24 protein-coding genes and 2 pseudogenes are annotated in these 26,301 nt (G+C 37.2%); 8 read left to right on the top strand and 18 right to left on the bottom strand.

Annotated features, from left to right (window positions below; all coding sequences use genetic code 11):
* Nucleotides 1–133: 133 nt before the first annotated feature.
* Nucleotides 134–1,018 carry a LysR family transcriptional regulator gene (locus QNN06_RS04410; RefSeq protein ID WP_284037095.1) on the bottom strand — a complete coding sequence of 295 codons (885 nt, stop codon included), beginning with the start codon at nt 1,016–1,018 and terminating at the stop codon, nt 134–136.
* A gap of 134 nt (nt 1,019–1,152) precedes the next feature.
* On the opposite strand from QNN06_RS04410, the gene QNN06_RS04405 reads away from it, so the two are divergent.
* The 4 genes and pseudogenes from QNN06_RS04405 (at nt 1,153) to QNN06_RS04390 (ending at nt 3,624) form a co-directional block, all read left to right on the top strand.
* A complete protein-coding gene (locus QNN06_RS04405) occupies nt 1,153–2,121 on the top strand; it encodes a DMT family transporter (protein WP_284037094.1) in 969 nt (322 codons plus the stop codon).
* Nucleotides 2,122–2,144: 23 nt separating this feature from the next.
* Nucleotides 2,145–2,225: pseudogene (locus QNN06_RS04400) on the top strand (YrzO family protein); the annotation flags it as partial.
* 70 nt (nt 2,226–2,295) lie between these two features.
* Nucleotides 2,296–3,147, top strand: a complete 852-nt coding sequence (locus tag QNN06_RS04395; RefSeq protein WP_249366708.1) for a polysaccharide deacetylase family protein — start codon at nt 2,296–2,298, stop codon at nt 3,145–3,147.
* A gap of 303 nt (nt 3,148–3,450) precedes the next feature.
* The gene (locus QNN06_RS04390; RefSeq protein WP_284037093.1) at nt 3,451–3,624 is read left to right on the top strand and encodes a GNAT family N-acetyltransferase; all 174 of its coding nucleotides are present in this window, start codon (nt 3,451–3,453) and stop codon (nt 3,622–3,624) included.
* A 650-nt stretch (nt 3,625–4,274) separates the two neighbouring features.
* Here the strand turns inward: QNN06_RS04390 and QNN06_RS04385 are convergent.
* Nucleotides 4,275–4,409, bottom strand: coding sequence for a YjcZ family sporulation protein (locus QNN06_RS04385; protein WP_213118623.1), 135 nt, complete (start codon nt 4,407–4,409; stop codon nt 4,275–4,277).
* Nucleotides 4,410–4,449: 40 nt separating this feature from the next.
* The gene (locus QNN06_RS04380; protein ID WP_213118624.1) at nt 4,450–4,548 is read right to left on the bottom strand and encodes a YjcZ family sporulation protein; all 99 of its coding nucleotides are present in this window, start codon (nt 4,546–4,548) and stop codon (nt 4,450–4,452) included.
* 565 nt (nt 4,549–5,113) lie between these two features.
* On the opposite strand from QNN06_RS04380, the gene QNN06_RS04375 reads away from it, so the two are divergent.
* Nucleotides 5,114–5,212 (top strand): YjcZ family sporulation protein, encoded by a 99-nt coding sequence (locus QNN06_RS04375; RefSeq protein WP_213118625.1) that lies wholly within the window; start codon nt 5,114–5,116, stop codon nt 5,210–5,212.
* A 368-nt stretch (nt 5,213–5,580) separates the two neighbouring features.
* On the opposite strand, the gene QNN06_RS04370 is transcribed toward QNN06_RS04375, so the two are convergent.
* Genes QNN06_RS04370 through QNN06_RS31335 form a run of 3 tightly spaced genes read right to left on the bottom strand, consistent with a single transcriptional unit; the run spans nt 5,581 to nt 6,073 of the window.
* The gene (locus QNN06_RS04370; protein ID WP_213118626.1) at nt 5,581–5,715 is read right to left on the bottom strand and encodes a YjcZ family sporulation protein; all 135 of its coding nucleotides are present in this window, start codon (nt 5,713–5,715) and stop codon (nt 5,581–5,583) included.
* A 27-nt stretch (nt 5,716–5,742) separates the two neighbouring features.
* Entirely contained in the window at nt 5,743–5,835 is a 93-nt protein-coding gene (locus QNN06_RS04365; RefSeq protein ID WP_213118627.1) for a YjcZ family sporulation protein, read from the bottom strand.
* Nucleotides 5,828–6,073 (bottom strand): recombinase family protein, encoded by a 246-nt coding sequence (locus QNN06_RS31335; RefSeq protein WP_481819257.1) that lies wholly within the window; start codon nt 6,071–6,073, stop codon nt 5,828–5,830. The genes QNN06_RS04365 and QNN06_RS31335 overlap by 8 nt, the downstream gene beginning before the upstream one ends.
* Nucleotides 6,074–7,081: 1,008 nt before the next feature.
* Here QNN06_RS31335 and QNN06_RS04360 point away from each other — a divergent pair.
* Nucleotides 7,082–7,273 (top strand): hypothetical protein, encoded by a 192-nt coding sequence (locus QNN06_RS04360; RefSeq protein ID WP_213118929.1) that lies wholly within the window; start codon nt 7,082–7,084, stop codon nt 7,271–7,273.
* Here the strand turns inward: QNN06_RS04360 and QNN06_RS04355 are convergent.
* The 4 genes from QNN06_RS04355 to QNN06_RS04340 all read right to left on the bottom strand — a co-directional run bounded on the left by QNN06_RS04355 (nt 7,253) and on the right by QNN06_RS04340 (nt 12,815).
* Nucleotides 7,253–10,372: an efflux RND transporter permease subunit gene (locus tag QNN06_RS04355; RefSeq protein ID WP_284037092.1), complete on the bottom strand. Its 3,120-nt coding sequence runs from the start codon at nt 10,370–10,372 to the stop codon at nt 7,253–7,255. The genes QNN06_RS04360 and QNN06_RS04355 overlap by 21 nt on opposite strands.
* Before the next feature lie 151 nt (nt 10,373–10,523).
* Complete coding sequence (locus QNN06_RS04350; protein ID WP_284037091.1) at nt 10,524–11,858, bottom strand: sensor histidine kinase; 1,335 nt, start codon at nt 11,856–11,858, stop codon at nt 10,524–10,526.
* On the bottom strand, nt 11,855–12,532 hold the full coding sequence (locus tag QNN06_RS04345; RefSeq protein WP_284037090.1) for a response regulator transcription factor: 678 nt from the start codon (nt 12,530–12,532) through the stop codon (nt 11,855–11,857). The genes QNN06_RS04350 and QNN06_RS04345 overlap by 4 nt, the downstream gene beginning before the upstream one ends.
* A 61-nt stretch (nt 12,533–12,593) precedes the next feature.
* On the bottom strand, nt 12,594–12,815 hold the full coding sequence (locus QNN06_RS04340) for a hypothetical protein (RefSeq protein ID WP_284037089.1): 222 nt from the start codon (nt 12,813–12,815) through the stop codon (nt 12,594–12,596).
* Nucleotides 12,816–13,101: 286 nt separating this feature from the next.
* Between QNN06_RS04340 and QNN06_RS04335 the strand changes: the two genes are divergently transcribed.
* On the top strand, nt 13,102–13,500 hold the full coding sequence (locus tag QNN06_RS04335; RefSeq protein ID WP_284037088.1) for a (deoxy)nucleoside triphosphate pyrophosphohydrolase: 399 nt from the start codon (nt 13,102–13,104) through the stop codon (nt 13,498–13,500).
* Nucleotides 13,501–14,270: 770 nt separating this feature from the next.
* Here the strand turns inward: QNN06_RS04335 and aceA are convergent.
* From aceA to acsA, 3 genes and pseudogenes are all read right to left on the bottom strand, one after another.
* Nucleotides 14,271–15,265: pseudogene (gene aceA, locus QNN06_RS04330) on the bottom strand (isocitrate lyase); the annotation flags it as partial.
* A gap of 133 nt (nt 15,266–15,398) precedes the next feature.
* Complete coding sequence (locus QNN06_RS04325) at nt 15,399–16,067, bottom strand: adenylate kinase (protein WP_284037087.1); 669 nt, start codon at nt 16,065–16,067, stop codon at nt 15,399–15,401.
* A 130-nt stretch (nt 16,068–16,197) separates the two neighbouring features.
* Complete coding sequence (gene acsA / locus QNN06_RS04320; RefSeq protein WP_284037086.1) at nt 16,198–17,916, bottom strand: acetate--CoA ligase; 1,719 nt, start codon at nt 17,914–17,916, stop codon at nt 16,198–16,200.
* A 351-nt stretch (nt 17,917–18,267) separates the two neighbouring features.
* Between acsA and QNN06_RS04315 the strand changes: the two genes are divergently transcribed.
* Nucleotides 18,268–18,687, top strand: coding sequence for an IS66 family transposase (locus QNN06_RS04315; protein ID WP_284037085.1), 420 nt, complete (start codon nt 18,268–18,270; stop codon nt 18,685–18,687).
* 978 nt (nt 18,688–19,665) lie between these two features.
* Here QNN06_RS04315 and QNN06_RS04310 read toward each other — a convergent pair.
* From QNN06_RS04310 to QNN06_RS04290, 5 genes are all read right to left on the bottom strand, one after another.
* Nucleotides 19,666–20,427: an SDR family NAD(P)-dependent oxidoreductase gene (locus QNN06_RS04310; RefSeq protein ID WP_284037084.1), complete on the bottom strand. Its 762-nt coding sequence runs from the start codon at nt 20,425–20,427 to the stop codon at nt 19,666–19,668.
* 55 nt (nt 20,428–20,482) lie between these two features.
* A complete protein-coding gene (locus QNN06_RS04305; RefSeq protein WP_284037083.1) occupies nt 20,483–21,772 on the bottom strand; it encodes an MFS transporter in 1,290 nt (429 codons plus the stop codon).
* 241 nt (nt 21,773–22,013) lie between these two features.
* Nucleotides 22,014–23,432, bottom strand: a complete 1,419-nt coding sequence (locus QNN06_RS04300) for an NAD-dependent succinate-semialdehyde dehydrogenase (RefSeq protein WP_284037082.1) — start codon at nt 23,430–23,432, stop codon at nt 22,014–22,016.
* A gap of 189 nt (nt 23,433–23,621) precedes the next feature.
* Nucleotides 23,622–25,265 (bottom strand): flavin-containing monooxygenase, encoded by a 1,644-nt coding sequence (locus tag QNN06_RS04295; RefSeq protein WP_284037081.1) that lies wholly within the window; start codon nt 25,263–25,265, stop codon nt 23,622–23,624.
* 93 nt (nt 25,266–25,358) lie between these two features.
* Nucleotides 25,359–26,279, bottom strand: coding sequence for an alpha/beta hydrolase (locus QNN06_RS04290; RefSeq protein WP_213118640.1), 921 nt, complete (start codon nt 26,277–26,279; stop codon nt 25,359–25,361).
* Nucleotides 26,280–26,301: the final 22 nt, after the last annotated feature.

Here is a 26,301-nt window from a genome sequence, read left to right as displayed (position 1 = left end):
TTCCAACTTTTTATTACTTTTTTACTAGTCGAGTAGAAGGGGGCCTCATGTGCCTCTGCAACGTGAGGAGATGCTTGTTGTCCATTCTTAAATTAACATCATTTTTAATGGTATTTAATCTAGTACATTTTGCTTAATAATTTTTAGCCTCTACAACACTATTTATACGACGATGCTCTGAAATTATTTCCAAAAAACTTTGCATTGAATTTGTCATGTATACATCTTTCCGACGTATAAAGATGGTCGAAAAATTACCGTACTCACTTGGAATCGGATGACAATGAACTTTGCCTGTCGTAGAAAGATGTTCAACCGCAGATTGTGGAACAAGTGTAACCCCAAGGCCAATTGAAACACTGTTTAAAATTGTTTCTAATATGTTAAATTCCATAATTCTCTTTGGCATTAGGCCTTCGTCTTTTAACCATTGTTCTAGCTTAGAACGATATCCACATCCTTTATTAAAAACAAGAAGTGGTGTTGTGATAATATCCTCTAAATGAAAAGTTTGATTTTGTGTAACAAGAACAAGCTTTTCAGTACTTACATCATATTGTTCTAAAAGTGGATGTTTAATAGGTCCAGTTATAAAAGCACCATCTAACTGGTAATCTGCTACTTTTTGAATAAGCTCCTCAGTTAAACCTGCTTGTAGGGATAAATCCACATTGGGGTATTCCTTATAGTAAGAAGCAAGAATCGTATGTAATTCACTTACTGTTTCAACTGTGCCTACTTTTAACATTCCTGCTGGTGAATCACTATCTAAAAATACTTGCTCCAGTTCTTCGACGTCCTGCAAAATTTTATTAACGTATTTAAGCATTTTCCGGCCTTCCGCATTCAAAGTCATTCCTCTTTTATGGCGATAAAAAAAGGGCGTTTTAAGTTCTTTTTCTAATTGCTTGATACGTGCTGTTACATTGGATTGGACATAATTTAATTCCTTTGCTGCTTGGCTGACGCTTCCTTGACTTGCGACGCTTTGGAAAATTTGTAAGTCTCTTAGTTCCAAAAAGCCCTCCCCCTTTCTGAAATATCATTATAAGTGATGGATTACATCACTTTCAATCATTTTACATAAACATCCTTCTTTCTTATAATTTCAAAGTGTTAAATATATCTCTATATAGAAACGGGGAATTTTTTATGAAAAAAGGGCAAATGATTGTGGGAGTAATCTCATGTTTAATTGCAAGTATGTCATGGGGAGCAATGTTTCCTGTTGCCGATCATGCTCTAGAATATATAAATCCATTCTATTTTTCAATTATTCGATATGGAGCAGTATCCATAGTATTAATTGTTCTTTTATGGATGAAAGAAGGTAAGGAAGCATTTCATTTAGAAGGAAAAGGAAGGTTACTCGTCTTCTTCGGAATCATGGCTTTTACTGTTTACAACGTACTTGTTTTTTTAGGCCAAATGTTATTAGGAAAAGCTGGTGTAATGGTAGCGTCAATTATGGAGGCACTTATGCCAATAATTTCAATTGCCATTCTATGGGGTTATAAACATGTGAAACCACGAAAGTATATGATTATTAGTATGATCATTGCATTTGTTGGAACTCTTTTTGTTATTACAAAAGGGGATATGACTTTCTTTCTTACTTTGAAAAATAGTATTTTTCCTATTGCATTTATTTTCCTTGGTGTTGTAGGGTGGGTAATTTATACGATGGGCGGACAATCTTTTCCTAATTGGTCTACGCTCCGCTATTCTACATTAACTTGTGTATTCGGAACATTTGTCACAGGTATCATTACGATAATCCTTACAATGCTAGGGCTTGTGTCAGCTCCAAGTGTGGGGACGATTTCTTATATTAAATATGATCTAGTATTTATGGCAGTACTACCAGGAATTGTGGCATTACTTAGTTGGAACTATGGTGTGAAAATTTTATCATCTATTAATGGAATTCTATTTATTAACTTTGTTCCAATTACTACATTGATCATTATGATGATACAAGGATATAAAATAACCATTTTTGATATAGTAGGAACCCTACTAGTCATTGCAGCTCTCATTCAAAATAATCTATGTCAGCGTAAAGAAGAAAACCAAAAAAGCCAGATGCTACAAGATGAACAGATGCAAAAAGTTGTCTAAATCACTATTCGGGAGGATTTTTCATGGTCGAAAGTTTATTGTTTTTATTAGCCACTGGGATAGTCTGTGAGCTTGCGGCAATAAATCGAAATGCTCGAAAGAAGTCTAATAGCAAGATGAAATGATAAATCTTTTTAGGTGAGTAATAGGAATATATTGAGAGGTTGATATTAATTGTTAGTACTATCTACACCAAAGAGACGGCGTAAATTAAATCATTTGGGGAAATTAATGGTTGGAACTCTGATTCTACTCTTCGTGCTATTATTCTATTTAATTATTGGTAGCATAGATGAAAAGGAGGCAAAAGTTAAAAAAAGCAATTCACAATCTATTACTACTGGAGAGCACGAAGTATCGAATCATAAGAATTTCAAGGAAATTCATTCAAAAAGTGTGTTGAATGAAAAAGTGCCATTGAAAACTGGAAAAGTCGTTTATTTAACTTTTGATGATGGTCCGCGTCCATTTTCATATGACATTTTAAATCTATTAAAAAAGTATAATGCAAAGGCCACGTTTTTTATGATGGAACCAAATATGAGAACGTACTCAGAAGTTGTTAAGCAAATGGTTCGTGATGGACATGCTGTTGGGGTTCATGGAGTTACACATGAGGTATCTAAAGTTTATCATTCACCAGAAAGCTTTGTTTCGGAGATGAATCAGGGAATTAAATGTGTGCTGGAATTGACTGGTGAAGAAACTAGACTAATTCGGCCCCCATATGGTTCAGTTCCATATATTACACCTTCATTTAAAGAAGCAGTGGACAATGAGAATTTGTTACTTTGGGATTGGACCATCGACTCTTTGGATTGGAAATTAAGAAATGGGGAATATTTGCAAAATGTAGAACTGCAAACGGAGAAGCTGGCAGGCAAATCCCCACTAATTGTACTATTGCATGAGAAATTGTCAACTTTTGAACATTTAGAGCCATTGTTGAAGTATTATCATGATAATGGATATGACATGCAACCCCTGAATCATTCGATGAGTCCGTTTCAGTTTAAATCATTTTAAGCCTTTTATCAAAGGGCTTTTCTGCACTTTTTGGAATAAGCCACATCCGACTAAACTTTGTAATACCCGGTATCCGTTATTCTTCACAAAGTTTCTGTACCTTCTTTCAGAAATGACCCATTTTTTTGCCGCTTCCAGGGCACATATATTCTGTCATGTGTGCGCACCCTTCCAAAACTTATGAAATAATTATATACGGCTATCCGAACAAAACAAAGGTGCTATTTGTAAATAATCAACCTGCAAGAGAGTGATTGGCGCTTCAAGTTAACTTGCAAGCAATGCAAGCTTGTACAAGTTTGTTTGTTTTTCGGATTTTCCCTACAGGGAAAACCCGAAAAATTAAGTTCTATCTATATTTTAAAAGAGTATCAGGGACAAGGGATAAAAAAATTACTCGTTGAATTAGTAATCAGAAAACTTGAAGCTATGGGTATTAACACAATGCTCGTTTTTGTATTAGAAGATAACCAGTAGAAGAATCATGAAACTTTTGAAAAAGTGCAATGTCTATCGTTTTATTTTAAAAATCTTTAAGTTTCAAACTATTTGAGGGAATGATTTCATAATGAATTCATTTGTATTTGGCAATTAAAAAATGCTATAAATGGCAGTATCTTTTTTGTATGTAAAAAGAGCCAAAAAACGCAAAAAATGCATAAAAGCTTGCATATTTTAGGCTCTTTAATTTTGTTCCTTATTGTATTAAAGCCCCCTTTAGGTTATGTGAAAATCTTAACAATCTAATTGATGATTCTTTAATATTAATACAGACTAAATATTAAAATATTTGAAGCTTGCACAAAAATCAATAAGGCAAACCCCTATTGGATACTTGCCCATATTTATTAAATAAACCCTATTGATAGCAACGTAATAATAAGCACTTCGTAAAGAACAAGTGTCATTATTAAAGGAGTCTAGGGTCCATAGCCACGATGTGGTTGTTGCCTGATTTTTGATAATGACACGGTAACGGGTTCACAAAATAGTATGCCTAAGAGCAAGTCTGCATGGGCTTTTCTAAAAAAAGAAATCATTAACTACCGTGTCACATTTATCATAAAATCCCATAATGATTCTACTGTAAAACAACAAAGGTCCCTGGAAAGGACCTTTTAAACATATTAATAGTAGCAAGCACATCCAACAATAATTAACAGGATAAATAATACTACAATTAAAACAAATGTGTTCCCGTAACCACAACCTCCATAGCCACCATAACCGCAGCCGCCCCATCCGTAACCGTACCCAAACATAAGTTTTTCCCCTTTCTTAATGAATAATTATTTCATTTATTTAATACCAACCACCACAAAAAGAAGCACCAATAATGATGAGTAAAATAAATAACACAACGATTAAGGCAAATCCTCCACCATATGCACCATCTGACATAAATATACCTCCTCTCGGATTGTTATTATAAGCTATTCAAATTGAGAATAATTGTATGGGCAATTATTAAAAACTCCTGGAATTTTATCCAGGAGTTCCATAGAACCGTTCTTCTTCAGGAGGTAAATGCTTTGTATTACGGTAAACGGTAAATATGACTGATGGCTGATGGCATACATTAGAGTATGAATAAAAGCTTATGCTGTTTCGACTTTTTATAAAAAATATAAAAAATAAATCCTAAAGATTTCCGTCACAATTAAGAGGGAGAACTTTACTAACGTTAGAAAAAAGGAAGAGCCCTTTTTTCCAAATTTCACAACTATTGAACACCTTGTCCAATCACTTCTATTGTAAGAACATACTATATTAATACCAACTGTACAATCCGCCAAGCGCGGTATTTTACCTCCAAACGCCTGCATATTTTGCAGGCTTTTTTGTGTGATTTCAGGATGAACGTCGAATTTATTCTTGTTAAGATGTTTGTCCAAACCAATCTTGTCAAAATCACTATAATTATATTGTAAGTACTTTAGCAACTTGGAACGGGAGGTGATGGATTATGTCTGATCATCATCATCATCGTTTTGCTTTAATTGTTGTATTGTTTATCCTGTTAATTATTGTTGGTGCAGCTTTTGTTGGCGGCTACTACTATTAATTCTCACCACCTTTTGTTTGTTCACTCTATGTATATTTTGTAAAACAAGCTTGGCTTGGACAAATCAACCATTAAAAAAATCAAAAATAATTTATTCCTCAATGTCTGAAAGGATATTATTGAAACTCCTAAAAAAATGTACGAAGAAGTCAGTATTGGATACCGGCTTCTTCGTGAGGTAATGCTAATGTATCTTGGTTGGATGGCTTACAATAGATTACGCCTAAAAGTATATTATGTGTGGGCGATTTATAAAAAATAAAAATGATATCAAACAAAATAATTTTGTTGTACCTTTAGCAGAACACCACATTAATAATTTTCCAAAAGACTTAAAGGGGTCCTTTTAAAGGACCCCTTTAAGTCTTTTAATAGTAGCAAGCACATCCAACAATAATTAACAGGATAAATAATACTACAATTAAAACGAACGTATTTCCGTAACCGCCGTAGCCATAACCACAGCCGCACCCTCCATAGCCAAATCCGCCGTAGCCAAACATATAATTCACCCTTTTTTTATTTTTTATTTACCAACAATAGGCGGCACCTATAATAATTAACAGGATAAACAAAACAACGATTAATGCAAATCCCTTGCCGTAACCTACACCATCAGACATAATTTTTATCTCCTTTCGAACGGTTATTATAAGCTATGCAGATTGAGTAAAAATGTATGGGCGGCGGTAAATAATTACCCGAAGATCTTGTTGTATCTATTTTTTCACAAAGTGAAATAAACTGTATTCCACGCGATTCGAACTCATCAACTCGCTCCTCCAAGTGCTTTAAGCTTCTGCTTATTCTGTCGAGCTTAAAAACAACAATTTCATCGCCCTCGCGGGCATAATCAAGCATGCGCTGTAATTCCGGTCTATCGTTTTTCATTCTGGATACATGTTCTTTCGCCAGCATATTTAAGTGCTTCTATTTGCATTAACATATCCTGATTATCGGTTGAAACACGTGCGTACCCAAGCTTCATGGATTTCCACCTATTTTTAGTCCGAAAAAAGGTCTGTTAAATCTTTTTCGCACATTTGGGTTTTCATACCAATTTCAAGCAGTATTTCATTAAATTTTAGTAAAAAAATAAACCATTTTGGATTTCTGAAAATTTATCCATAAACGGTCGTTTTTTGAATACACTTAAAATATTTAATTTTTATTTCAGAATTCCTATTGGATGTTATTAGCAACATCGAATATGAGGGGTAATATTGTTTTTCTTTCGCTTGAAGTCGATTATTAAAGCAAATCCCAAAATGCCGAGAATAAAAATAATAAAAGACCAAATTGCATTCAAATAAAAACACCCCTCTCCCTTACATTATATTCCACAAAGTAATTTACAGCCGTTTAAATTTAACCCTTATTAAAGTATCCTGTCACGTTAGCACAGTAAGCATCGCTTCACAAATATGAACTAGTGAATATACAGGTTTACCCCTTAGTTATGATTCAGAAAGATATTATAAACATACTGCCAAAACATACATCAGTTAATTGCCAGTAACAATCGTATAGACAATTTATTACGATTCAGGGGATATTTCTTTTACTTGTCTATTTTATTTACTGTGACCTCATTAAATGACCCGTTTGTTGAATAAGCACAACTTCAAAATTTCGTATAAATATTAGTGTTTAAAAGCCTGATTTTTAGAAAGTAATTTGAAGATATTCTCTAATTCCACGATAACAGTAAAAGACATATCTTCCTTCTTCGTCACTTTGTTCTTCTGCTAAAGCACCCTATAGCATTCCTGTAGATCGTTATTTTTCGACTTTGAAAAAAATAGGGCTCCCCAGTAAGATATGAGTATAGACACCACTCTAACTCACAACTTTAGGAGGAACCCTACTATGAAGTTTAAAATGCAAAACAAACAAAATCAACTAATAGAAAGAATTTACGTTAAACATCTCGTTGTCAGTGTGGACATCGCTCAACAATTTCACGTGGCCAGAGCCGTAACCGTTGGCACTAGACAAGCACTTGATGCGTATAAATTTCACCAATCACTTTCAACTAATTTAGGAATCATCATCTGTTAGATGTTTTCTAAATTTACCAACCAGCGAATAAAGTACTGGTACAAAGATTAAGGTTAACAATGTTGAAGTGGTTAGACCACCAATAACGGTGACAGCTAACCCTTGTGAGATTAAACCAGATGATGAGGTCGACGTTGCCAATGGAATCAGGGCAAAGATTGTTGCAAATGCTGTCATTAAGATAGGCCGTAAACGTATCTTTGCAGCTTCTACAATCGCTTCATTCAGTACTAATCCACGTTTTCTATTTTTTTCCACACGATCAAGCAATACGATGGCATTCGAAACCACGACACCGATCAGCATTAACATCCCAATCATGGCACTCATCGAAATTGGCTGCCCACTTATTAGTAAACCGCCAAGTGCTCCAATTGGAACGAATAAAAGAGATGACAAGATAACAAGTGGTGTCAAAAACCCTGAATAAGTTACAGTTAACACAAAGAATACAAGAACGATAGCGGCTCCCATGGCAAGGCCTAAACTTGATAAACCATCTGAGATCATTTTAATTCCCCCGCCATATGAAACGGTGATACCTTTTGGTAATGACAAGGAATTGATATCTTTTTTGACATCAGTTGATACTTTGGTAGTATTGTTTCCTTTGATGATTGCAGACACTTTGACAAGTTGATTGCCATCATCATGGTACAATGTAGTCGGAACATTTACATCTTGAATTGTCGCTACCTCACTTACTTTTTTCGTACCTTCTGAAGTTTTAATCTCAATATTTTCAAGATCTGTTTTAGAAGCTATTTTTTTATCATAACTTAAATCAACTTCTTGAATAGTTCCGTTTATGGTGTAGTTACCCACCATAACTGTTGACACATACTCGCGAATTGCTGACATCAACTGTAGGTACGTAACTCCCGCTTTGTCTCCATCTGAACTAATAGCAAACTTCCATTGTGTTTGCTCATCTCCTAAGTTACTCGTAACATTTTTCAATTGACTATTTTTCGACAATAAGTTAGTAACTTGATTGGATGCTTCCGTTAGCTTCGTAAGATCAGAACCGTAAAGCTGAATATCAAGATTATTACCTGATGATATACCACCGCTTTGTGTCTGCTTAACAGTAACCGTCGAACCTTTATAGTCATTATGAGCAATTTTCTCAATATCTTTTTGATACACACTTAAAAGCTCATCTATATTTTGCCCGTTTTTCAATTGGATGAAAAATTGAATGACATTATTGCTTCCGCCTTTCATCATGGCTGAATTGTCTGAGATTCCTATTGATACTTGACTATAGTCTATCCCTTTTTTATTTTTCAAATAGCTTTCCACATTTTTTGCCACCGAATCCATTTGATCAAGACTTAAAGAACTTGGAACCGTTATTTTTACTTGCAAGGCTGGATTTGCATTACTTGATGGCAAGAACGTAACTCCTAATTTAGGAATAATCGCAAATGAACCGACTAAGAGAAGAAGTGATAATACAATAACGAGTGTTTTTTTGCGAAAAGCTCCTCTTAAAAACTTCTCGTAAAGACCTGCCAGCCTGCTTGGTTTTTCCACATGTTTAATCTTTTTGAAAAATATGCTCCCTAATGCTGGGACCAAAATAATTGCCACAATCAATGAAGCCGAAATGGAAAACACGACGGCAAGCGCAAACGGCCGGAAGACTTCCCCAATGATTCCCGTTACAAAAGCGATTGGTGCAAATACAACCAATGTCGTTAAAGTGGAAGAGGTTACCGCTCCAAATACTTCTTTCGTCGCATGAAAAGCTACTTGTTTCATGCTGAGATCTTTGTTTTTTTGGCGCCAGCGGAAAATATTTTCGATCACAACAATACTGTCATCGATAATACGTCCGACGGCAACGGCCATTCCTCCAAGTGTCATAATATTCAAGGCATAATCAAATTGCTTTAATACTGCAATCGTTGACAAAATTGATATCGGCAGAGATACAATCGCAATTAAAGTTGCTCGAATATTACGTAAGAAGATCAAAATGACAAGAATGGAAAATAGTATGCCATAGCCACCTTCTTTAAGGAGTGAAGAAATAGAATTTTCCACATCTTTTCCTTGATCTGTCACTGTATAAATCGTGTAATGGTGATTTTTATTAAACGACGAGATTTTGTCTTTTACTTTATTGACAACTTCCGCAGTATTTGCATTCTGTGTCTTGGTTATAGAAACTAAATAGCTGTCTTTTCCATTGAAACGCGTAATTACATCCTTGCTTGATGTCGTTGCAATAGTAGCAATATCTGACAGCTTTAATTTCACTTGTTTTGCAGAACTGTTTGTTTGTCCTTTTGTACCGCTTGTTAACCCTGCTGTAGATCCTATTGTTCCTGTAGTTGGTCTGGTTTGCTGACTTTGTCCCCCAACATTAATCTCAATATTTTTTAAGTCATCAATGCTTGTACTATTCCCTTCCATAACAAGAGGTATATTGGTTCCTCCACTGTTCACTTGACCAAATGAAGCCTTATAATTTTTCAATTGAATAGCTTCTTTAATGTTTGCGAGTGTCAAGCCATATTGTTGTGCCATGTCTTGATTTAATTCAATTGAAACTTTTTGGGTTTTTGCGCCATCAAGCGTAACCGTACCAACACCACTTATCTTCTCAAGGGTTGGAACAAGGTCATTTTCAATGGATGATTGGATATCCTGATTGTCATTGCCAGCAAAAGCGACCTCATAAACTGCTTGTGCCCCCTTATCAATTTTAATGACTTCTACCTTTGCGCCATCAGGAAATGTTACCTTATTAATAGCCGCTTCCAGTGTAGATTTCTGCTTGTCAATATCTGTACCGAACGGATAAGAAACCGAAATGGTTGCCGCATTGTTTCTTGAAGTACTGGTTACAGTGTCATATCCTTTTTGCTGCTTAATACTATCTTCAATTGGAATGGTAAGTTGTTGTTCCAATTCCTGTGTCGAATGACCCGGATAGGTTGCTTGCACAAATAGAGCTGGAAACGTGACGTTTGGGAAAGTTTCTACTTTTATATTTTTAGTAGAATAAATTCCACCTCCAATTACAAGTACAGCAAGCAAAATGATTGCAACTGTATTTTTTAAGCTAAACTTCAATATTTTGTTCAAAAATAATCACCCTCTCTGATTCAAATTACACGAATTAGAATATAATAAGTTTGTGTCCTCTATGTGACCTTTTGATCGTGTTTAAAGAATTTTAATTTTTTATATAAAAAAAACAGACCCAAAAGGGACTGCTTTCTGCAACTGTTTGCTCCTATTTTCCTAAAATAATCCTAAAAGTTGTTTCTTCACCCTCTATACTATTTACAAAGATTTTTCCATTGTGTAGATCGATAATCCGTTTGACTACTGCTAATCCAAGCCCGTAACTTTCGGTGGTTCTCGTATGAGCTTTTTCTACTCGATAAAAGCGTTCAAAAATATAGGGTATATCTTTTTGAGGTATACCATAACCTGTATTTCTAATGATGATTTCGACATGATGACCTTGTTCATGTCCTCGAATCGAAATTTTCCCATCTTCCCGATTATACTTAATGGCATTCGAATATAAATTGGTCCACACTTGATTCATTAATGATTCATCAGCATAAACCTCAAGCTTTGGAATGTCAAAATCAATGTCAAGGCGCTTTTCCATCCATAAAGATTGCATCGTAACAAGCTGATTTCGTAATTGTCGATCTAGGAGGTATAGCTTAGGATTGAACGGAGACTTGTTCGCTTCAAGGATTGACAAGTTCAACAATTGTTTGGTTAAACTTGAAAGACGTTCACTCTCTTGTTCAATAAGTTCAAAATAATGCTTTTCTTCAACTGTTTTCACAGCGCCATCTTTCAATGCGATTGCCATCCCCCTAATAGCTGTTAACGGTGACTGAAGCTCATGGGACACGTTTGCAATGAAATCCTTACGCATTTGCTCCGTTTTATCTAATTCCTCTGCCATGAAATTAAAGCTTTGGGCTAACTGTCCTATTTCATCCTTATTTTTTACATTCAAACGGATTTGAAAATTTCCTCTTGCTAATTCTTTTGTTGCATGAGTGATTCTAACAAGAGGTTTGACTAAAAAACGGGTTGTGGTTAAAATCAGCGAGGTTCCGATAAACAAAACGATAAATAATGCAGTTAATAAAATATTTCGAATCTGACTAAATTGTTCTGTCAAATTAGGTTTAATAAATAACGCATATCTCCCGTTTTTAGTTTCAAATGGTAGTCCAATCAAAAGTGGTTCAACTTCTTTTCGATAGACATCACCGGCAATAACATCCCTAATCGTCTTTTTACTAAATTCACTGGATTTTGGAACATTAGGTGTTTTTGATACCAAGCCATTTTGATCATAAAGATATACCTCATAAGGTAAGGAGGAAATGCTTTTTAAGTATTCATCAAAACCCTTATCACCTAAATTTTTGTATAAATTAATCATTCCTTTTCCTTGGTTAATGACCTCCGTTTCGCGAATTTTGATAATTTGATTTTGAAAAAAAAGAGACGTGATTAAAAAGGAAAGTATCAATGACACAATAATAACAATAAAATAATTTAAAATATTTTTGATATAAATAGATCGGATCATGATAAAACCTCTAATTTATAACCAAGTCCCCTTACAGTAGTAATTTGCAGAATGTCCTCATAATTTTTAAATTGCTTTCGGAGTTTTTTTATGTGAGTATCGACTGTTCTTTCATCTCCTTCATAATCAAGTCCCCAAATTCTCTCGATCAGCTGATCTCTTGTAAAAATTTTTCCAGTTTGACTTGCTAGCATATATAATAACTCAAACTGCTTAATTGGTAGCAAGAAATCCTCATCCTTGATTTGAACCTTATAGCTGCTACTATCAAGGTAAATATCATTAAAAGTTATTCTCCCGGCCGAAGCTACACCATATCTTTTTAAGAGGGATTTCACTCGCATAACAAGCTCAACTGGATGAAAAGGCTTTGTGACATAATCATCTGTGCCTAGTTTAAAACCTTTAATGGTATCATTTGTTTCAGCTCTAGCTGTTAACATCAAAACGGGAATCTCGAAATAAGCTTTAATTTTTTCACAAAGCTCCCAACCATCTACATTTGGCATCATCAAATCAATAACCGCACAGTCTATTTTCTCTTGTTCTAATATGTCAAGTGCCTCTTTGCCATCACAGGCGATTTTTGTTTGAAACCCTTCTTTCTCTAAATAAAGCTGTGTCACCCTACGGATATTAACATCATCATCTGCAATTAATATTGTTGTCTTCATTATGTACGTATTCCTCCTATAGAGATAAGTCTATTTTAACTAATTATGATTGGGATTTTAATTATTTTTTAACTGATTCTGGGTAACTTAGAGTTGAATATTGGGGTTGTACGATTGAATTTAAAACTCGATAGGAAGGAATATTTTTGAAAATTTTACCTGAATATTGTTTTTTCATTTTAGTAACAAAAAAACAATTAAATTTTGCGCTCTTTAATAATTGGTTAGGTTCATCCCAAACAGCAAAGAACGGATGTTGTTTCACTTCTTCCCTTATAGTCATCGTAAGATCCCATTAAAAGAACGCCGTTCCCACCAACAAAATTTGTTGGTGAGAACACTATAAGTTATTCCATAATATGGCCCGTTTGTTGAATAAGCACACCTTCAAAATTTCGTATAAATATTAGTGTTTAAAAGCTTGATTTTAGAAAGTGATTTTAAGATATTATTAGGATTTTGATTCGAGTCAATTTATCGAAAAAAAACAAACAAAAAAGTGACCAATGCAGCATCTATCCACCAAAAATAGTAACATAATGGCTAGTGAAAGGTAGATGAGGATTATCTTGAAAAGGCTTGTAAAAGTTGTTGCTGCCATTATCGAAAACGACCAACAAGAAATACTATGTGCTCTTAGATCTCCAGTAATGTCGATGCCAAATATGTGGGAGTTTCCTGGTGGAAAAGTGGAAGCAAATGAGGACATTTATTCAGCCCTAAAAAGAGAAATTGATGAAGAGTTAGGCTGTAAGATTGAGACATTTAATGAAGCTTTTAATGACAACACCCATGAATACGACACATTTATCATTAATTTGATCTCAATTAAATGTAGAGTAGTTGAGGGAACACCAACACCAAGTGAGCATTCAAAGTTAATCTGGTTAAAAAGACAAAACTTAGATTCGCTCAAGTGGGCTCCGGCGGATATTCCAGCAGTTGAGCAATTAATCCAAGAAAAATAGTCTTCACGAAATGAGAAGACTATACATTCTTTGTAAACTCAGTATATTAAGATGCAGGAGCTTCATTCTCTAATTCCACGATGACAGTAAAAGACTTATCTTCTTCTGTTTCTGGCATTTAAATAATGCATATTTTGGCAGTATGTTCATTAATCATTTTGAATCATTACTCAAGGTAGAATTGTATAGAGGTTTATATTTATACATAACAGCCTAACTATGCTTATTGTATTAACGAAGCAGATTAGTTCAACAAGAGATACCATAAAACCTCATTTTCTTATGCAGCTGCTAGGCTTCTTTATAAGCCGAAAACGTTGATTCATCAAGGATGTATAAAATCCTATATAAACGATAAAAATGGACGCTGTGAAACCCCTTGGAAGCCAAGGGGTTTTGTTGTGGTCAGGTTCTAATAGGAGTGATTATGTTAACTAAAATTGAATAACGTATAAAGCTTAAAAATAGAAAAAACTACTGCTCCAGTAATTTTTCTGTTACGTAACAAGACATTAGGGTTAGGCATTATACTTTACGTAACTTGAGTTAGGTTAAAGTAAATTAACATTTTGGAAACCCTTATAAATTAATATAAAGATTTTTTCTATCAATAAGATGTTTTGTTTTATATAAGTTACGTTCCTATATGAATAAAGGCAGCTTTCAATTTCTTGCTGAAAGCTGCCTAGTTAATTAGATTTTAATTGTATTTTACTATCTAGGGATATATCTACTTTAGTCTAACTATTATAGCCTATTTTGAAAATTTATTGTTGGTATGTTTCAATGGTTTCGACATCCAATTTCTTTTTCCAGTTGAAAGATGGTGAGCAGTTGTAAGCCAACATTTTACCAGGGAATTTAGCATGAATAGCATCGGCAAACTTTTGAGCTTCCTCTAAATTCGGCTCTGAAGGCTCGCACCAAATGAGATCCGCGTAAGGTGCATAGGCAAGTCCTCGAGCAATCGCTTGGTCGATTCCTGCACGCGTGCGGTAGAAACCTTCTGGTGTACGGTCACCTGTAATAAATTCACGATCTGCAGGATCAATGTCACTTGTAATGAGGTCCGCTGCATCTGCATCTGCATCTGTACGTGCGATTAATACAGTAGGAACGCCCATGACGTCTGCCGCAAGACGTGCTGAAATTAAGTTGCGTACCGCTGTTTGTGTTGGAAGCAATACTTTACCACCTAAGTGACCGCATTTTTTCTCTGAAGATAATTGATCTTCAAAGTGAACCCCGGCTGCACCGGACTCAATCATCCCTTTCATCAGCTCAAAAACGTTTAATTGACCGCCAAACCCTGCTTCAGCGTCTGCCACGATTGGTAAGAAGTAATCAATGTCTCCTCCTTCCTCCAGATGCTGAATTTGGTCTGCACGTTGAAGCGCCTGATTATTACGTTTTACAACGTGAGGTACGCTGTTTGCTGGATATAAACTTTGGTCCGGGTACATATTACCTGAAAGGTTTGCATCTGCAGCTACTTGCCAACCACTTAAATAAATAGCTTTTAATCCAGCTTTTGCTTGTTGAACGGCTTGGTTCCCCGTCAATGCACCTAATGCGTTAATGTAATCTTCCTCATTCAAAAGTTCCAGAGACGTTCTGCCCCTCTTCTCGCAAGCGTATGCTCAATTTGAACGGATCCTCGGAGTTTGACAACTTCCTCTGCAGAATAATGACGTTCTATCCCTTCCCAACGAGCCTCCATTAACCATTGTTTTTCCAATGCTTTAATTTGTTCGTTTCTATTCATTACTCTCCACGCCTTAAATATTTATAATTTTCTGTATATTTTTTAGAATCATTGCCTGATATTGCAACACTAATGGATGTTTCTCATTTCTCATACAAAGATATGAATGAAAGCTAATAAGGTAAATCTTTTTTTAGATTTGTTGTTGTGCTAGAGAAATATTTTGAAGATGCTGATCAATGTTTTTAAATACATTATCAATTGGCTGATCACCATCAATAGTAAGTAAATATTGCTTATCTTTATAATAGTCAAGGAGCAGCCGTTGTTGTTTATTGTTAATCTCTAATCGATTTCTAACTTTTTTTTCGTTGTCATCTATTCGTTGAAAAAGCTCTCCACCGCATTTATCACAAACATCTTCTAACTCTGGTGCATTGAAGATAATATGATAATTAAAACCGCATTTACGACAAACTCGACGACCTGTTAACCGTTCGATTAATTCTCCTTGATCAGCGTCAATATTAATTACATAATCAATGGATTGATGCAAATCTGTTAAAATTTGCTCAAGAGCAACAGCTTGTGCTTTCGTCCGCGGAAAGCCGTCTAATAAAAACCCTTTCTTACAATCATCTTTGCTTAAACGTTCCCGAACAATACCTACAGTGACTTCATCAGGTACTAGATTTCCTTCGTCTATATACTCTTTTGCTTCTTTTCCAAGCGATGTTTGGTCTTTAATTGCTACACGAAACATATCTCCAGTTGAAATATGAGGGATGCTGTATTTTGCTACAATACGTTGAGCTTGGGTTCCTTTCCCCACCCCAGGCAATCCTGATAATACTAAATTCACCTTTAACCCTCCATTTATAGGGACAGTAATTGTAACCATTCCCTATTTATTTCCTTAATCCATTCCAAATGAGATGGTGGTTGCTGACTTCCTCTAAAAAGTGAGAAATCTAGCCCAATTATCTTATTTTCTAGTCTTCCATTGTGGATAAATCACCTGTCGGTAAATCGAGCTCCCATGCTTTTAGGACACGTCTCATAATTTTTCCGCTTCTTGTTTTCGGGAGTGTCTCACGAAACTCAATTTCTCTTGGAGCAGCATGCGCAGCAAGTCCCTCTTTCACAAAAAGACGAATTTCTTCTTTCAATTCATCCGAAGCTTCATATCCTTCTCTTAAGGCAATAAATGCTTTAATAATTTCCCCCCGTACCGGATCAGGTTTTCCAATAACCCCCGCTTCAGCGACTGCCGGGAATTCAACTAATTTACTTTCCACTTCAAACGGTCCGACACGTTCCCCCGCGGTCATAATCACATCGTCGACACGTCCTTGAAACCAAAAGTAACCATCTTCGTCCTTGTAGGCAGAATCCCCGGATACATACCAGTCGTTTGGTAAGAAGTATGATTCATATTTTTCCTCGTTGTTCCAAATAGCTCTCATCATGGACGGCCAACCTTTTTTAATCGCTAAATTCCCCATGTGGTACGGCGGCAGTTCTTCTCCCTGGTCATCAACGATAGCTGCCTGAACACTCGGTATTGGTTTCCCCATCGATCCCGGCTTAATCTCCATTGACGGGTAATTGCAAATAACCTGTGCTCCTGTCTCTGTCATCCACCATGTATCATGAATGCGCAAGTCAAAGACTTTTTTCCCCCAACGAACGACTTCAGGATTTAGCGGTTCACCAACGCTTAAAATATGTTGTAGTGAACGTAAATCGAATTTTGTTACAAGTCCGTCCCCCGCTCCCATTAACATACGGAAAGCAGTTGGAGCACTATACCAGACGGTTACACCGTAATTCTCGATTGTTTGATACCAATCCTCCGGGCTAAAGCGGCCACCGCGGATGACATTTGTAGCACCGACTAGCCATGGGGCAAATGCACCATAGAAAGTACCTGTTACCCATCCCGGGTCCGCTGTGCACCAATATACATCATCATCTTTTAAATCCAATACCCACATTGCGGTTTGATAATGCTGGACCATCGCATTATGAACATGGAATACCCCTTTTGGTTTTCCAGTCGAACCAGACGTATAGTGAAGAACAAGACCATCTTCTCGATCTACCCATTCGATTTCTAGATGTTCGCTTGCCGTTTCCATTCTCTTATAAAAATCAATATATAGTCCTTCTTCTTTCACACCACTTCCAACAATGACAACATGCTTTAAATGCGGCAATTCATTAACTGGAACACGTCCCAAAAGTTCAGATGTCGTAACGAGAACCTTCGCTTCACTATCTTCCAAACGATCACGAACAGCCGCTTCCATAAATGCTTCGAATAACGGACCAACAACGGCTCCTAATTTGATAGCGCCCAATAAGACGAAATAAAGTTCAGGCGATCGCGGCATAAAGATAAACACCCGGTCTCCTTTTTCCACACCAACTGCCTTTTTAAGAACATTCCCAGCCTTATTGGAATAATCTTTCATATCTTGAAATGTGTACTGTTCATTTCGGTCTTTATCAGAAAAATACAGGGCTACCTTATTCCTTTTGTCTGATTCTGCATGACGATCGATTGCTTCATAAGCCATGTTGACTAGTCCTGTTTCACTCCAGCTGAAACTTTTTTCCGCTTCCGACCAATTAAATGACTTGTATGTCGTATCATAATCTTCTAAGTTAAAACATCGTCCCTTAACAGAAGTCGCTTTCATTCCCATCTTTTATCTCTCCCTTTTCTTAATGCGCATTAGTAAAAAATCATGCCCCTCCATAGTCAATATCTAGTTTTCCAGCAAGCACCTTATTCTTTAACACTTTTGTGTATTCGTTCTAAAATGGCCAAGAGGTAAAATTGCTCATCCATACAAAGGGTTTATAATACCTACTTCTGATCCATACCATACAACAAAAGCCGGCCAATCAACACTCGTTAGTTCAAGTATTCACATAACCCGGAGGGTTGATTTTTAGGCGAACGTATGAATACTTAACGTTCCTCGATTGGGACATACGTTTGATGTTTCGGACCAGTTTAATCTGCACGACGGCGAATTATACTGTTCCGAAATGTGTGCAATGCTCATTTACTTCGCGACCTAAAAGCTGGTTATAAACGAACAGAACAAACGTGGAATCAGGATATGATCGCGTTTCTTCTTTTGGCGAAGCAACAGCGAGAGTGTCAAGACGATCCTTTGAATTCCATGGTAGTCACATGGATGGATGATACCCATCTAGCTATTTTGAAAAAAGGATATAAGCAAAATACGACTTTGGTCAACCATAATGCGGAAATGTTATTGAATCGACTTTCCAAACACCAAGATTCTGTCTTACTATTTGTAGAAAACATGGATGTCCCCTTTGATAATAACTTGGCCAAACGAGATTTACGTATGGCCAAGGTGAAGCAAAAAGTCTCAGTTCATTCCGAAGTGAAGCAGATGCACAGAATTCCGCCATGGCATGAAGCTTTTTTAGTACACTAAAAAAAGCAAAAAAGGAATCTGTTTGAACCTATAAAACACGTATAAAAAATAAAGAAGAAATATTCGAAACCTAGTTTACGAGGTGATTTGTGATGAGTTACCTCTATTTGTGTTGATTTAACAGGGATCTGAGTAACAGAACCTAATGATAAAAAAAGGTAAGGAAATGGAACATGAGTAAAAAAACGTATTTACTGTAGACTCCTTCCTTTAGGATTAGTACCTTTCTCCCTTTGAGTTAATTCTATAAATACTGTACTTGTTCCCCAACTCTATCATCTAAGTATTTCTTACATTGGTATTATTCTAGGTTCCAAGCCTTATTAAGCTCTTAAAACCTGTTAAAGGTAGTAAATAAATCTGTAAAAGTGTACTTTTATGAACATTAGAATTTACAAAGAGTTGATTAGATTTCTTGCATCAAAACCAATACAAGTTAATTAGGTAACATAAAGTAGTAGTGCTGTCAGAACCACCATTCAGATATACATATTGCGAGTATTTATTTTAGTCGAAATTTCTATTTTTTCTCCCTATCTTGTTTTCTGTTCCATTAAAGATTTTTCTAATATTTTCTTTGTGCCGAAATATTAGAAATATGCTAATGAAAAAAGAGAAACCCATAATCAACTTATCTTCAAATAATAAACTATAAATAAAAACTGAAATTTGAGAAGGTAAAAGGACAAAATCCCTTGCGATGAAAGGGAGGGCTACATTGAACATGGTAGTATGTTTGTCAGTAGGACACTAAACTGCAAAGCTAGAAAAAAATATACTCATTCTTTATTTTCTGTTCATGGCTAACTGACATGTTTTTCACATCCGTTGTCAACAAATTTTTTGAGTAAATCCAATGTTCTTCAACCTGATGCAGCCCTCACTTGCTTTTTTTATTTAAAACAGTATAAAGCTTGATTCCAAAGTAACCTATTCCCTAAAATTGAATCGTCATATTGGCTGCTGTTTCACACGATCTTAAGCCAGATTTCCTCCATCAATGACATAATGGCTTCCTGTGATAAAAGAAGCATTATCTGAAGCTAAAAACAAAACAAGCTCTGCAATTTCTTCCGGGTGGGCATAGCGGTTCATTGGTACCTTCGCTAGTGCTCTTTCTCTCATCAGATTCACATGCTCTGGTCCTTTTCCCCCCTCGATGGCCTGCATCATTCGGGTGTCGACATATCCGGGGCAGATTGCGTTCACGCGAATCCCCATTTCTGCTGATTCTAAGGCCGCTGTTTTGGTCAATCCAAGCACTGCATGCTTAGAGGCAGCATAGGGAGCCAAACCGAAGGAGCCTCTTAGCCCTGTAATGGATGCCGAATTGATGATACTTCCTGATCTTTGCTCCATCATGATAGCCATCACATGCTTTAAACCAAAAAAGACACCCTTGATATTGACATTCAGCACCTTATCTAAATCCTCGGAAGATGTTTCTGTAATCGGAGCAACCTTTCCTTCTATTCCCGCATTATTGAAGAAAACATCAACTTTTCCGTACTTCTTCTTAGTTTGTTGAACAAAATTCTCTACTTGGTCTTCACTTGTCACATCAGCAGTTTGAAGTAAATAATCCTCTAATTCTAGTTCCTTAGCAAGTGACTCTAGTGCTTGGTCATCCAAATCGACTAACGCAAGTTTCGCTCCTTGCTTAGCAAATAAACGCGCCGTCTCCTTGCCAATTCCTCCCGTAGCCCCTGTGATTAATACGACTTTTCCTGTAAGAACCACCTTTCTTCCTCCTCTTCCAAAGTTGATTTCTATTACATATATCAAATCCATATTTTTAAGAACTGGATGGTACTTTGACCATATTAGGAATATTGGATTTTTCCTTCTTTCGATCTGGATTAACAAAGATCAAAAATAGCAACCCAACAGTCAGAATGATGCCTGAAATCATCAAAAATGAATAATTAAACCCTTGGACCACATTATCTTTCCCAGCATATTGAATAATAAATCCAGTCACAATCGGACTGATCATCGCTGCCACATTCTGAAAAGCAACGATTATCCCAGAGAGAGTGGACGTCCGTTCAGGTAGCTGATGGCTCATAATAATATGAGAGGTCGAAAGAATTAGGTACGAAAGTCCATATGCCATAGTAATTGCAATGATCGACCATACTTGTGAGTGAATGACAAAGAGAGAACCTAAAAACAACGAGCCAACTACCATTCCAATCCCTGTTAGGCTTACTCGTGCTATACGAAAATTCTGTGTTTTTTTAAATATACTGTCGGAAATAGTTGCCATGATAAAGGAGAGAACAACCGATGATCCCCCAATGATAAATATGGAATTCGCCATCTGCATTTCAGAAACTTTAACTACTTGTACGAAGTAAACAGGCATCCATATTTGCATCCAAGCAGATAGGAAAAAGAATCCGAATGAGGCGAATAAAGTAAATATGCAAGCTCGTGACAACAACACAGGATAGATTTCCGCCCAAGTAATTTTTGTTTTTGGCGTAGTGACGAGCTCTTGCTGCTTAATTTCTTGAAGCATTGGACTTTTCTTAGGAACGAATACTCCCCACAAAACTAACAAAAGCAAGCTGAATAATCCCATGATGGCAAATGAATGCCTCCAGCCAACCATTTGAGTTAGGAAGATAACTAAAGGAGCCACTGCATAAGCTCCAATTGTTGAACCAGCAGTGAAGATAGTTGTCACTCGTGCTCGCATATCGGTAGGGAAGTAAGAAAACAAAAGCCTTAGAGATGCTGGAGCGTACCCTCCTTCAGAAACGCCAAGAATCAAACGATACACTAAAATCGTAGAAAATCCGGAAATCACATAGCCTCCAACTAACTGAAGAATTGACCATGCCAAAAGCATATAACTGATCATCTTCTTGGAACTGAATTTATCCACAAGGATCCCTACAACGATTGCAGCTACTGGAAAAATCCAAAAAAAGCTACTCCCAATAATCCCCCATTGTGCATACGATAAACCCAATTCTTTCATTATTGGAGCAGCAGTAATCCCAACAAAACTCTTATCAGCAAAATTAATTAAGAATCCAAAAAATAGAATAATCAGCACAAACCAACGCATAAGCATTCTTCCCCCCCAATAATTGATATATACGGTTAAATTTATAATGATTTCCATATCACTAATGAGATGCAAATCAAGGGGATACTAACAACAAACAAGTAATAGCGCCTCATTCGGTCCTTCAAGAAAAAGGTGAAAGGAGGCATATGCGAAACCTCCTATTCTCATATGCCTTACTAGCAAATAAAAACCAATCATTCTAAAACTAAAAGCTAACTACTACAAAATATGAATCGGTAATCCATTAAATCTGTACGGAAATCATTTTTATATCTAAATAATCGTCCAAGCCATACTTTCCGCCTTCTCGTCCCATCCCGCTCTCTTTTACGCCGCCAAATGGAACTTGGACTGCAAAGGGAATAGCATCATTCACTCCAACCATACCGTAATCCAATTGTTCGGAAACACGGTACTTACGGGAAAGATCATTCGTAAAGAAATATGAGGCAAGTCCATATTCAATGTCATTCGCTCTTTTAATCACTTCTTCCTCGCTTTGGAACCTTAAAAGCGGAATGACAGGTCCAAACGTTTCTTCTCTGGTAATCAGCATATCATCCGTTACATCAGACAAAACTGTCGGGTCGTAAAAATATCCATTGGAGTAAGCTCCATCTGACAGCCTTTTCCCACCATTAAGGATACATGCCCCGAGGCGTACAGCATTATCCACCTGTTCTTGTATTTTTACGATAGCTGCTTCATTTGTCAGTGGTCCCATTTCATTTTGTTCATCTAAACCGTTACCTACTTTGATGATTTGAACTTTTTCTTTCAACTTTTCAGCAAATTCCGAGTAAATACTTTCCTGGACATAAATGCGATTTGGACATATGCATTGTTGGCCATTGGAGCCAAATTTACTTCTTAACAAGCCATCAATAGCTAAGTCGATATCAGCATCTTCAAAAACAATAAAAGGAGCATGTCCTCCTAATTCCATCGAGACGCGTTTAACAGTATGTGCAGATTGAGCAATAAGAACTTTTCCAACTTCCGTAGAACCGGTAAAGGAAATTTTTCTTACGATTTTGCTGTTCATGAGTGCGTTGGCTATGGGACCTGAACTTCCGATGACGAGATTAGCCACTCCTTTTGGCAAACCTATTTCATCAAAAATTTGAAATAACGCAATCGAAGACAACGGGGCTTCTTTCGAAGGCTTCAGGATCACTGTACAACCGGTAGCCAAAGCTGGCCCCAACTTTCTAGCTGCCATGGATAACGGAAAATTCCAAGGCGTAATGGCTCCTACAACACCGATGGGCTGCCGAATCGCCTGGATACGTTTGTTAGCTATTGATGGAGGAATGATATCTCCGTAAATTCTGCGCGCCTCTTCGGCGTACCATTGAAAGAAGGCAATAGTCGACCCTACCTCTTGCCGGGCATGGTGAATTGTTTTTCCCATTTCTTTTGTAATGATTTGAGCCAATTCTTCCTTCTTTTCTTGTAGCTTCTCAACAATTCTCCATAAATAGGAACTGCGCTGTTCTGCTGTGAATGCAGCCCATTGAGGGAACGCCTTCTCTGCCGCTTCAATTGCTCGGTTTGTCTCTTCTTCGCCAACAAAATAAACAGTATCCACCTTTTCCCCTGTAGCTGGGTTATTCACTTCAAATACCTGATCTGTTTTCAACCATTCGCCATTGATATACATTCCACAACACATCCAATCTGTAAATATAACTATTAATGTATAATTTTTCATTAAAATGAAACTTACCTGAATGATACCATCAATTTTCCCTACGCATGCGCATTTTGGAAACGCATACAAATTCTTTTCAATAGAATAGTAGTGGGTATTCCGACTAACGAAAACACATTCATGTATAACCTAATACTGTTATTTAGGAACCGGCATTCTGTTGGATGCGTCTACTAAAGAAAAGCCCTCGTAACCTTTTGCCGCTACTTCGTCGCATATCTTACGGTATTCCCCAACACCTCCGACATAAATGAGGAATCCTCGCGGCTTATCTTTAATATTCGCGCCAGTGTACCAAGAGTCAACCTTAGTAAGAAGCGTGGATTCAGCCAACTCTCGGCAATGTTTACTCCAAGCCTCTTCCGCATCTGCATTTGCCTCGATCGTTTCAATATTATGCTCACGAAGATACTCGATACAATCACCAATCCATTCTACATGCTGTTCTATAGATACTGGTACATTGGACAGTACCGAAGGGCTTTCAGGACCAGTAATCATAAACATGTTAGGGAAACCGGCATTTGCAAGACCGAGGTATGTTCTAGTTTGTGTCCCGTTATCCCACTTCTCTTTTAGTGACACCCCTTCTTTACCACGGATATCTATCTTAAACAACGGTCCAGTCATCGCATCATAGCCAGTAGCAAAAACAATGACATCGAGTTCATACTCCGCTTCTGCAGTTCTTATCCCCTTAGGCGTAATTTCCACAATTGGCGCAGCCTTCACATCAACCAAGGTAACATTATCACGATTAAATGTTTCATAATAATTAGTATCCAGGACCGGTCTTTTTGCAGAATAGTAGTAGCTTGGCTTTAACTTCTCGGCCACATTTGGGTCTTTTACAATTTCACCTATCTTAGAGCGGATAAATTCACTAGCAGTTTCATTGGATTCTCCGTTTTCCAACAGGTCATTGTATGTTTGGCTAAACCCTAGTCCCCCTCTTTCCCAGATCTTTTGGTATTCCTGCTGACGTTCTTCCTGTGTATCTTCCAGGGCTGATCGATTATTGACTACCGTATGAAGATAGCCCATTTTGGACCAACGTATTTGCTGCCTAATCTCTTCATAGTTTGCTTTAGTTTGACGTATAAACTCTGGGTCATACTGATAGTTTCTCGCTGGAGTACTGTACGCTGGAGTCCGCTGAAAGACAGTAAGATGACCCGCTTCTTGCGCAATAACTGGGATAGCCTGTATTCCGCTTGAACCAGTACCAATCAAACCGACCCGCTTCCCGCTTAAGTCTACCTTCTCATGTGGCCAGTGCCCAGTGTGGTAAGCCTCACCCTCGAAACTATCTATGCCCTTAAAATTAGGTATATTGGAGGCAGATAGGCACCCTACTCCTGTAATGAAATACTTAGCAATCAAGGTAGTGCCATCTTCCGTTTGAATCTTCCAATTTTTATTTTCTTTATCGTAATGAGCAGACGTAATGCGTGTATTAAATTGAATATCACGGCGCAAATCAAGCCTATCTGCTACGAAATTAAGATATTTTAATATTTCCGCTTGTTCTGGAAATCTAGAAGTCCATGTCCATTCCTGAATCAGCTCATCAGAGAAAGTATAATTATAAATGATGCTTTCTGAGTCGCATTTTGCTCCAGGGTAACGATTCGCATACCATACACCCCCAACATCAGCTGCTGCCTCAAAAGTACGGGTAGAAAATCCCGCCTCCCGTAGGCGATATAGCATGTATAATCCCGAAAAACCTGCTCCGACAACGACTGCATCCAAATTTATGCATTGATTTGTGTTAGTCATACTTTATTCCTCCCCTTAATAAAAAATTAAGTTTTGCCCATGGAATGATCTATCTTTGAAAAAGACAATTAAATCCCTACTAACTGGTATTTGTTAATGAAAGGCTGTATGCAAGTAGCGGGCTACTTGTTCGATTGCCTGTTTGCCTTTATCCATAATTCCCGCCATCCAGAAAAATCCATGAATCATTCCTTCGTAACAAGTGGATTCTACTTGAACACCTGCTAGATGCAATCGTTTGGCATAGGCCATTCCTTCATCGCGTAGTGGATCATATTCCGCCGTAATTACTAACGCAGGAGGAAGCATACTTAGGTTTTCTGCAAGCAGCGGTGCTACGAAAACGTTTAGTTTGTCTTCTTCCTTTTGAAGATATTGCTGAGAAAACCACTCCATGTTCTCCTGTGTTAGGAAATAGCCTTCTCCACTCTCTTTATAGGATGGCGTATTAAAAGAAGCATCTGTTACTGGATATATCAAAACTTGGGATACAAAAGTTGGCCCTCCCTGATCTCTTGCTTTTATCGCGACGGATGCAGCAAGATTTCCACCAGCACTGTCTCCACCGATCGCTATTCTCGTTGGATCTCCCTTCCATTCTTTAGCATAATTGGCTACCCACTTTGCTGCTTCGTAACAATCTTCTAAAGGAATAGGAAACTTATGTTCAGGAGCCAGACGATATTCAACTGACACCACAATGCACTCTGCCTGATTAGTAAGACTACGGCAAGGTGCATCTGCCGTATCAAGATCTCCTAACACCCATCCTCCTCCATGAAGATAGATAAAGATTGGAAAGGGTCCTTCTCCTTCTGGGGTATATATCCTCGCCTTGATTTCTCCATTTTCCACGGGAATCATGTATTCTTCTACTTTGGCTACTGACTCTGCTAGACCTGCCAGTTCACGGAGTGCCGCTGATTTGGCACGGTTTTCCTCCAGTGTCAGAGCAGAGTTTGGTTCTCTTTCTCCCAACATATGCAGAAAAGTTTTCGCTTGAGGATCTAACATGATTGGACTTCCCCTCCTTTGA

The sequence above is a fragment of the Neobacillus sp. 114 genome, from assembly GCF_030127045.1.
Taxonomy (GTDB): Bacteria; Bacillota; Bacilli; order Bacillales; family Cytobacillaceae; genus Neobacillus; species Neobacillus rhizophilus.
The sequence above is the reverse complement of the archived record's forward strand: the minus strand, read 5'-3'. Positions and strand labels throughout refer to the sequence as shown.

Coding starts and splice junctions, on each gene's coding strand:
- QNN06_RS04370 (WP_213118626.1), bottom strand. CDS start 5,715: ATGTTTGGCTACGGCGGATTTGGCTATGGAGGGTGCGGCTGTGGTTAT.
- QNN06_RS04380 (WP_213118624.1), bottom strand. CDS start 4,548: ATGTCAGATGGTGCATATGGTGGAGGATTTGCCTTAATCGTTGTGTTA.
- QNN06_RS04295 (WP_284037081.1), bottom strand. CDS start 25,265: ATGACTAACACAAATCAATGCATAAATTTGGATGCAGTCGTTGTCGGA.
- QNN06_RS31335 (WP_481819257.1), bottom strand. CDS start 6,073: ATGCTTGATTATGCCCGCGAGGGCGATGAAATTGTTGTTTTTAAGCTC.
- QNN06_RS04350 (WP_284037091.1), bottom strand. CDS start 11,858: ATGATCCGATCTATTTATATCAAAAATATTTTAAATTATTTTATTGTT.
- QNN06_RS04385 (WP_213118623.1), bottom strand. CDS start 4,409: ATGTTTGGGTACGGTTACGGATGGGGCGGCTGCGGTTATGGTGGCTAT.
- QNN06_RS04290 (WP_213118640.1), bottom strand. CDS start 26,279: ATGTTAGATCCTCAAGCGAAAACTTTTCTGCATATGTTGGGAGAAAGA.
- acsA (WP_284037086.1), bottom strand. CDS start 17,916: ATGGGAATGAAAGCGACTTCTGTTAAGGGACGATGTTTTAACTTAGAA.
- QNN06_RS04360 (WP_213118929.1), top strand. CDS start 7,082: ATGAAGTTTAAAATGCAAAACAAACAAAATCAACTAATAGAAAGAATT.
- QNN06_RS04375 (WP_213118625.1), top strand. CDS start 5,114: ATGTCTGATCATCATCATCATCGTTTTGCTTTAATTGTTGTATTGTTT.
- QNN06_RS04300 (WP_284037082.1), bottom strand. CDS start 23,432: ATGTATATCAATGGCGAATGGTTGAAAACAGATCAGGTATTTGAAGTG.
- QNN06_RS04340 (WP_284037089.1), bottom strand. CDS start 12,815: ATGACTATAAGGGAAGAAGTGAAACAACATCCGTTCTTTGCTGTTTGG.
- QNN06_RS04345 (WP_284037090.1), bottom strand. CDS start 12,532: ATGAAGACAACAATATTAATTGCAGATGATGATGTTAATATCCGTAGG.
- QNN06_RS04365 (WP_213118627.1), bottom strand. CDS start 5,835: ATGTCTGATGGTGTAGGTTACGGCAAGGGATTTGCATTAATCGTTGTT.
- QNN06_RS04405 (WP_284037094.1), top strand. CDS start 1,153: ATGAAAAAAGGGCAAATGATTGTGGGAGTAATCTCATGTTTAATTGCA.
- QNN06_RS04305 (WP_284037083.1), bottom strand. CDS start 21,772: ATGCTTATGCGTTGGTTTGTGCTGATTATTCTATTTTTTGGATTCTTA.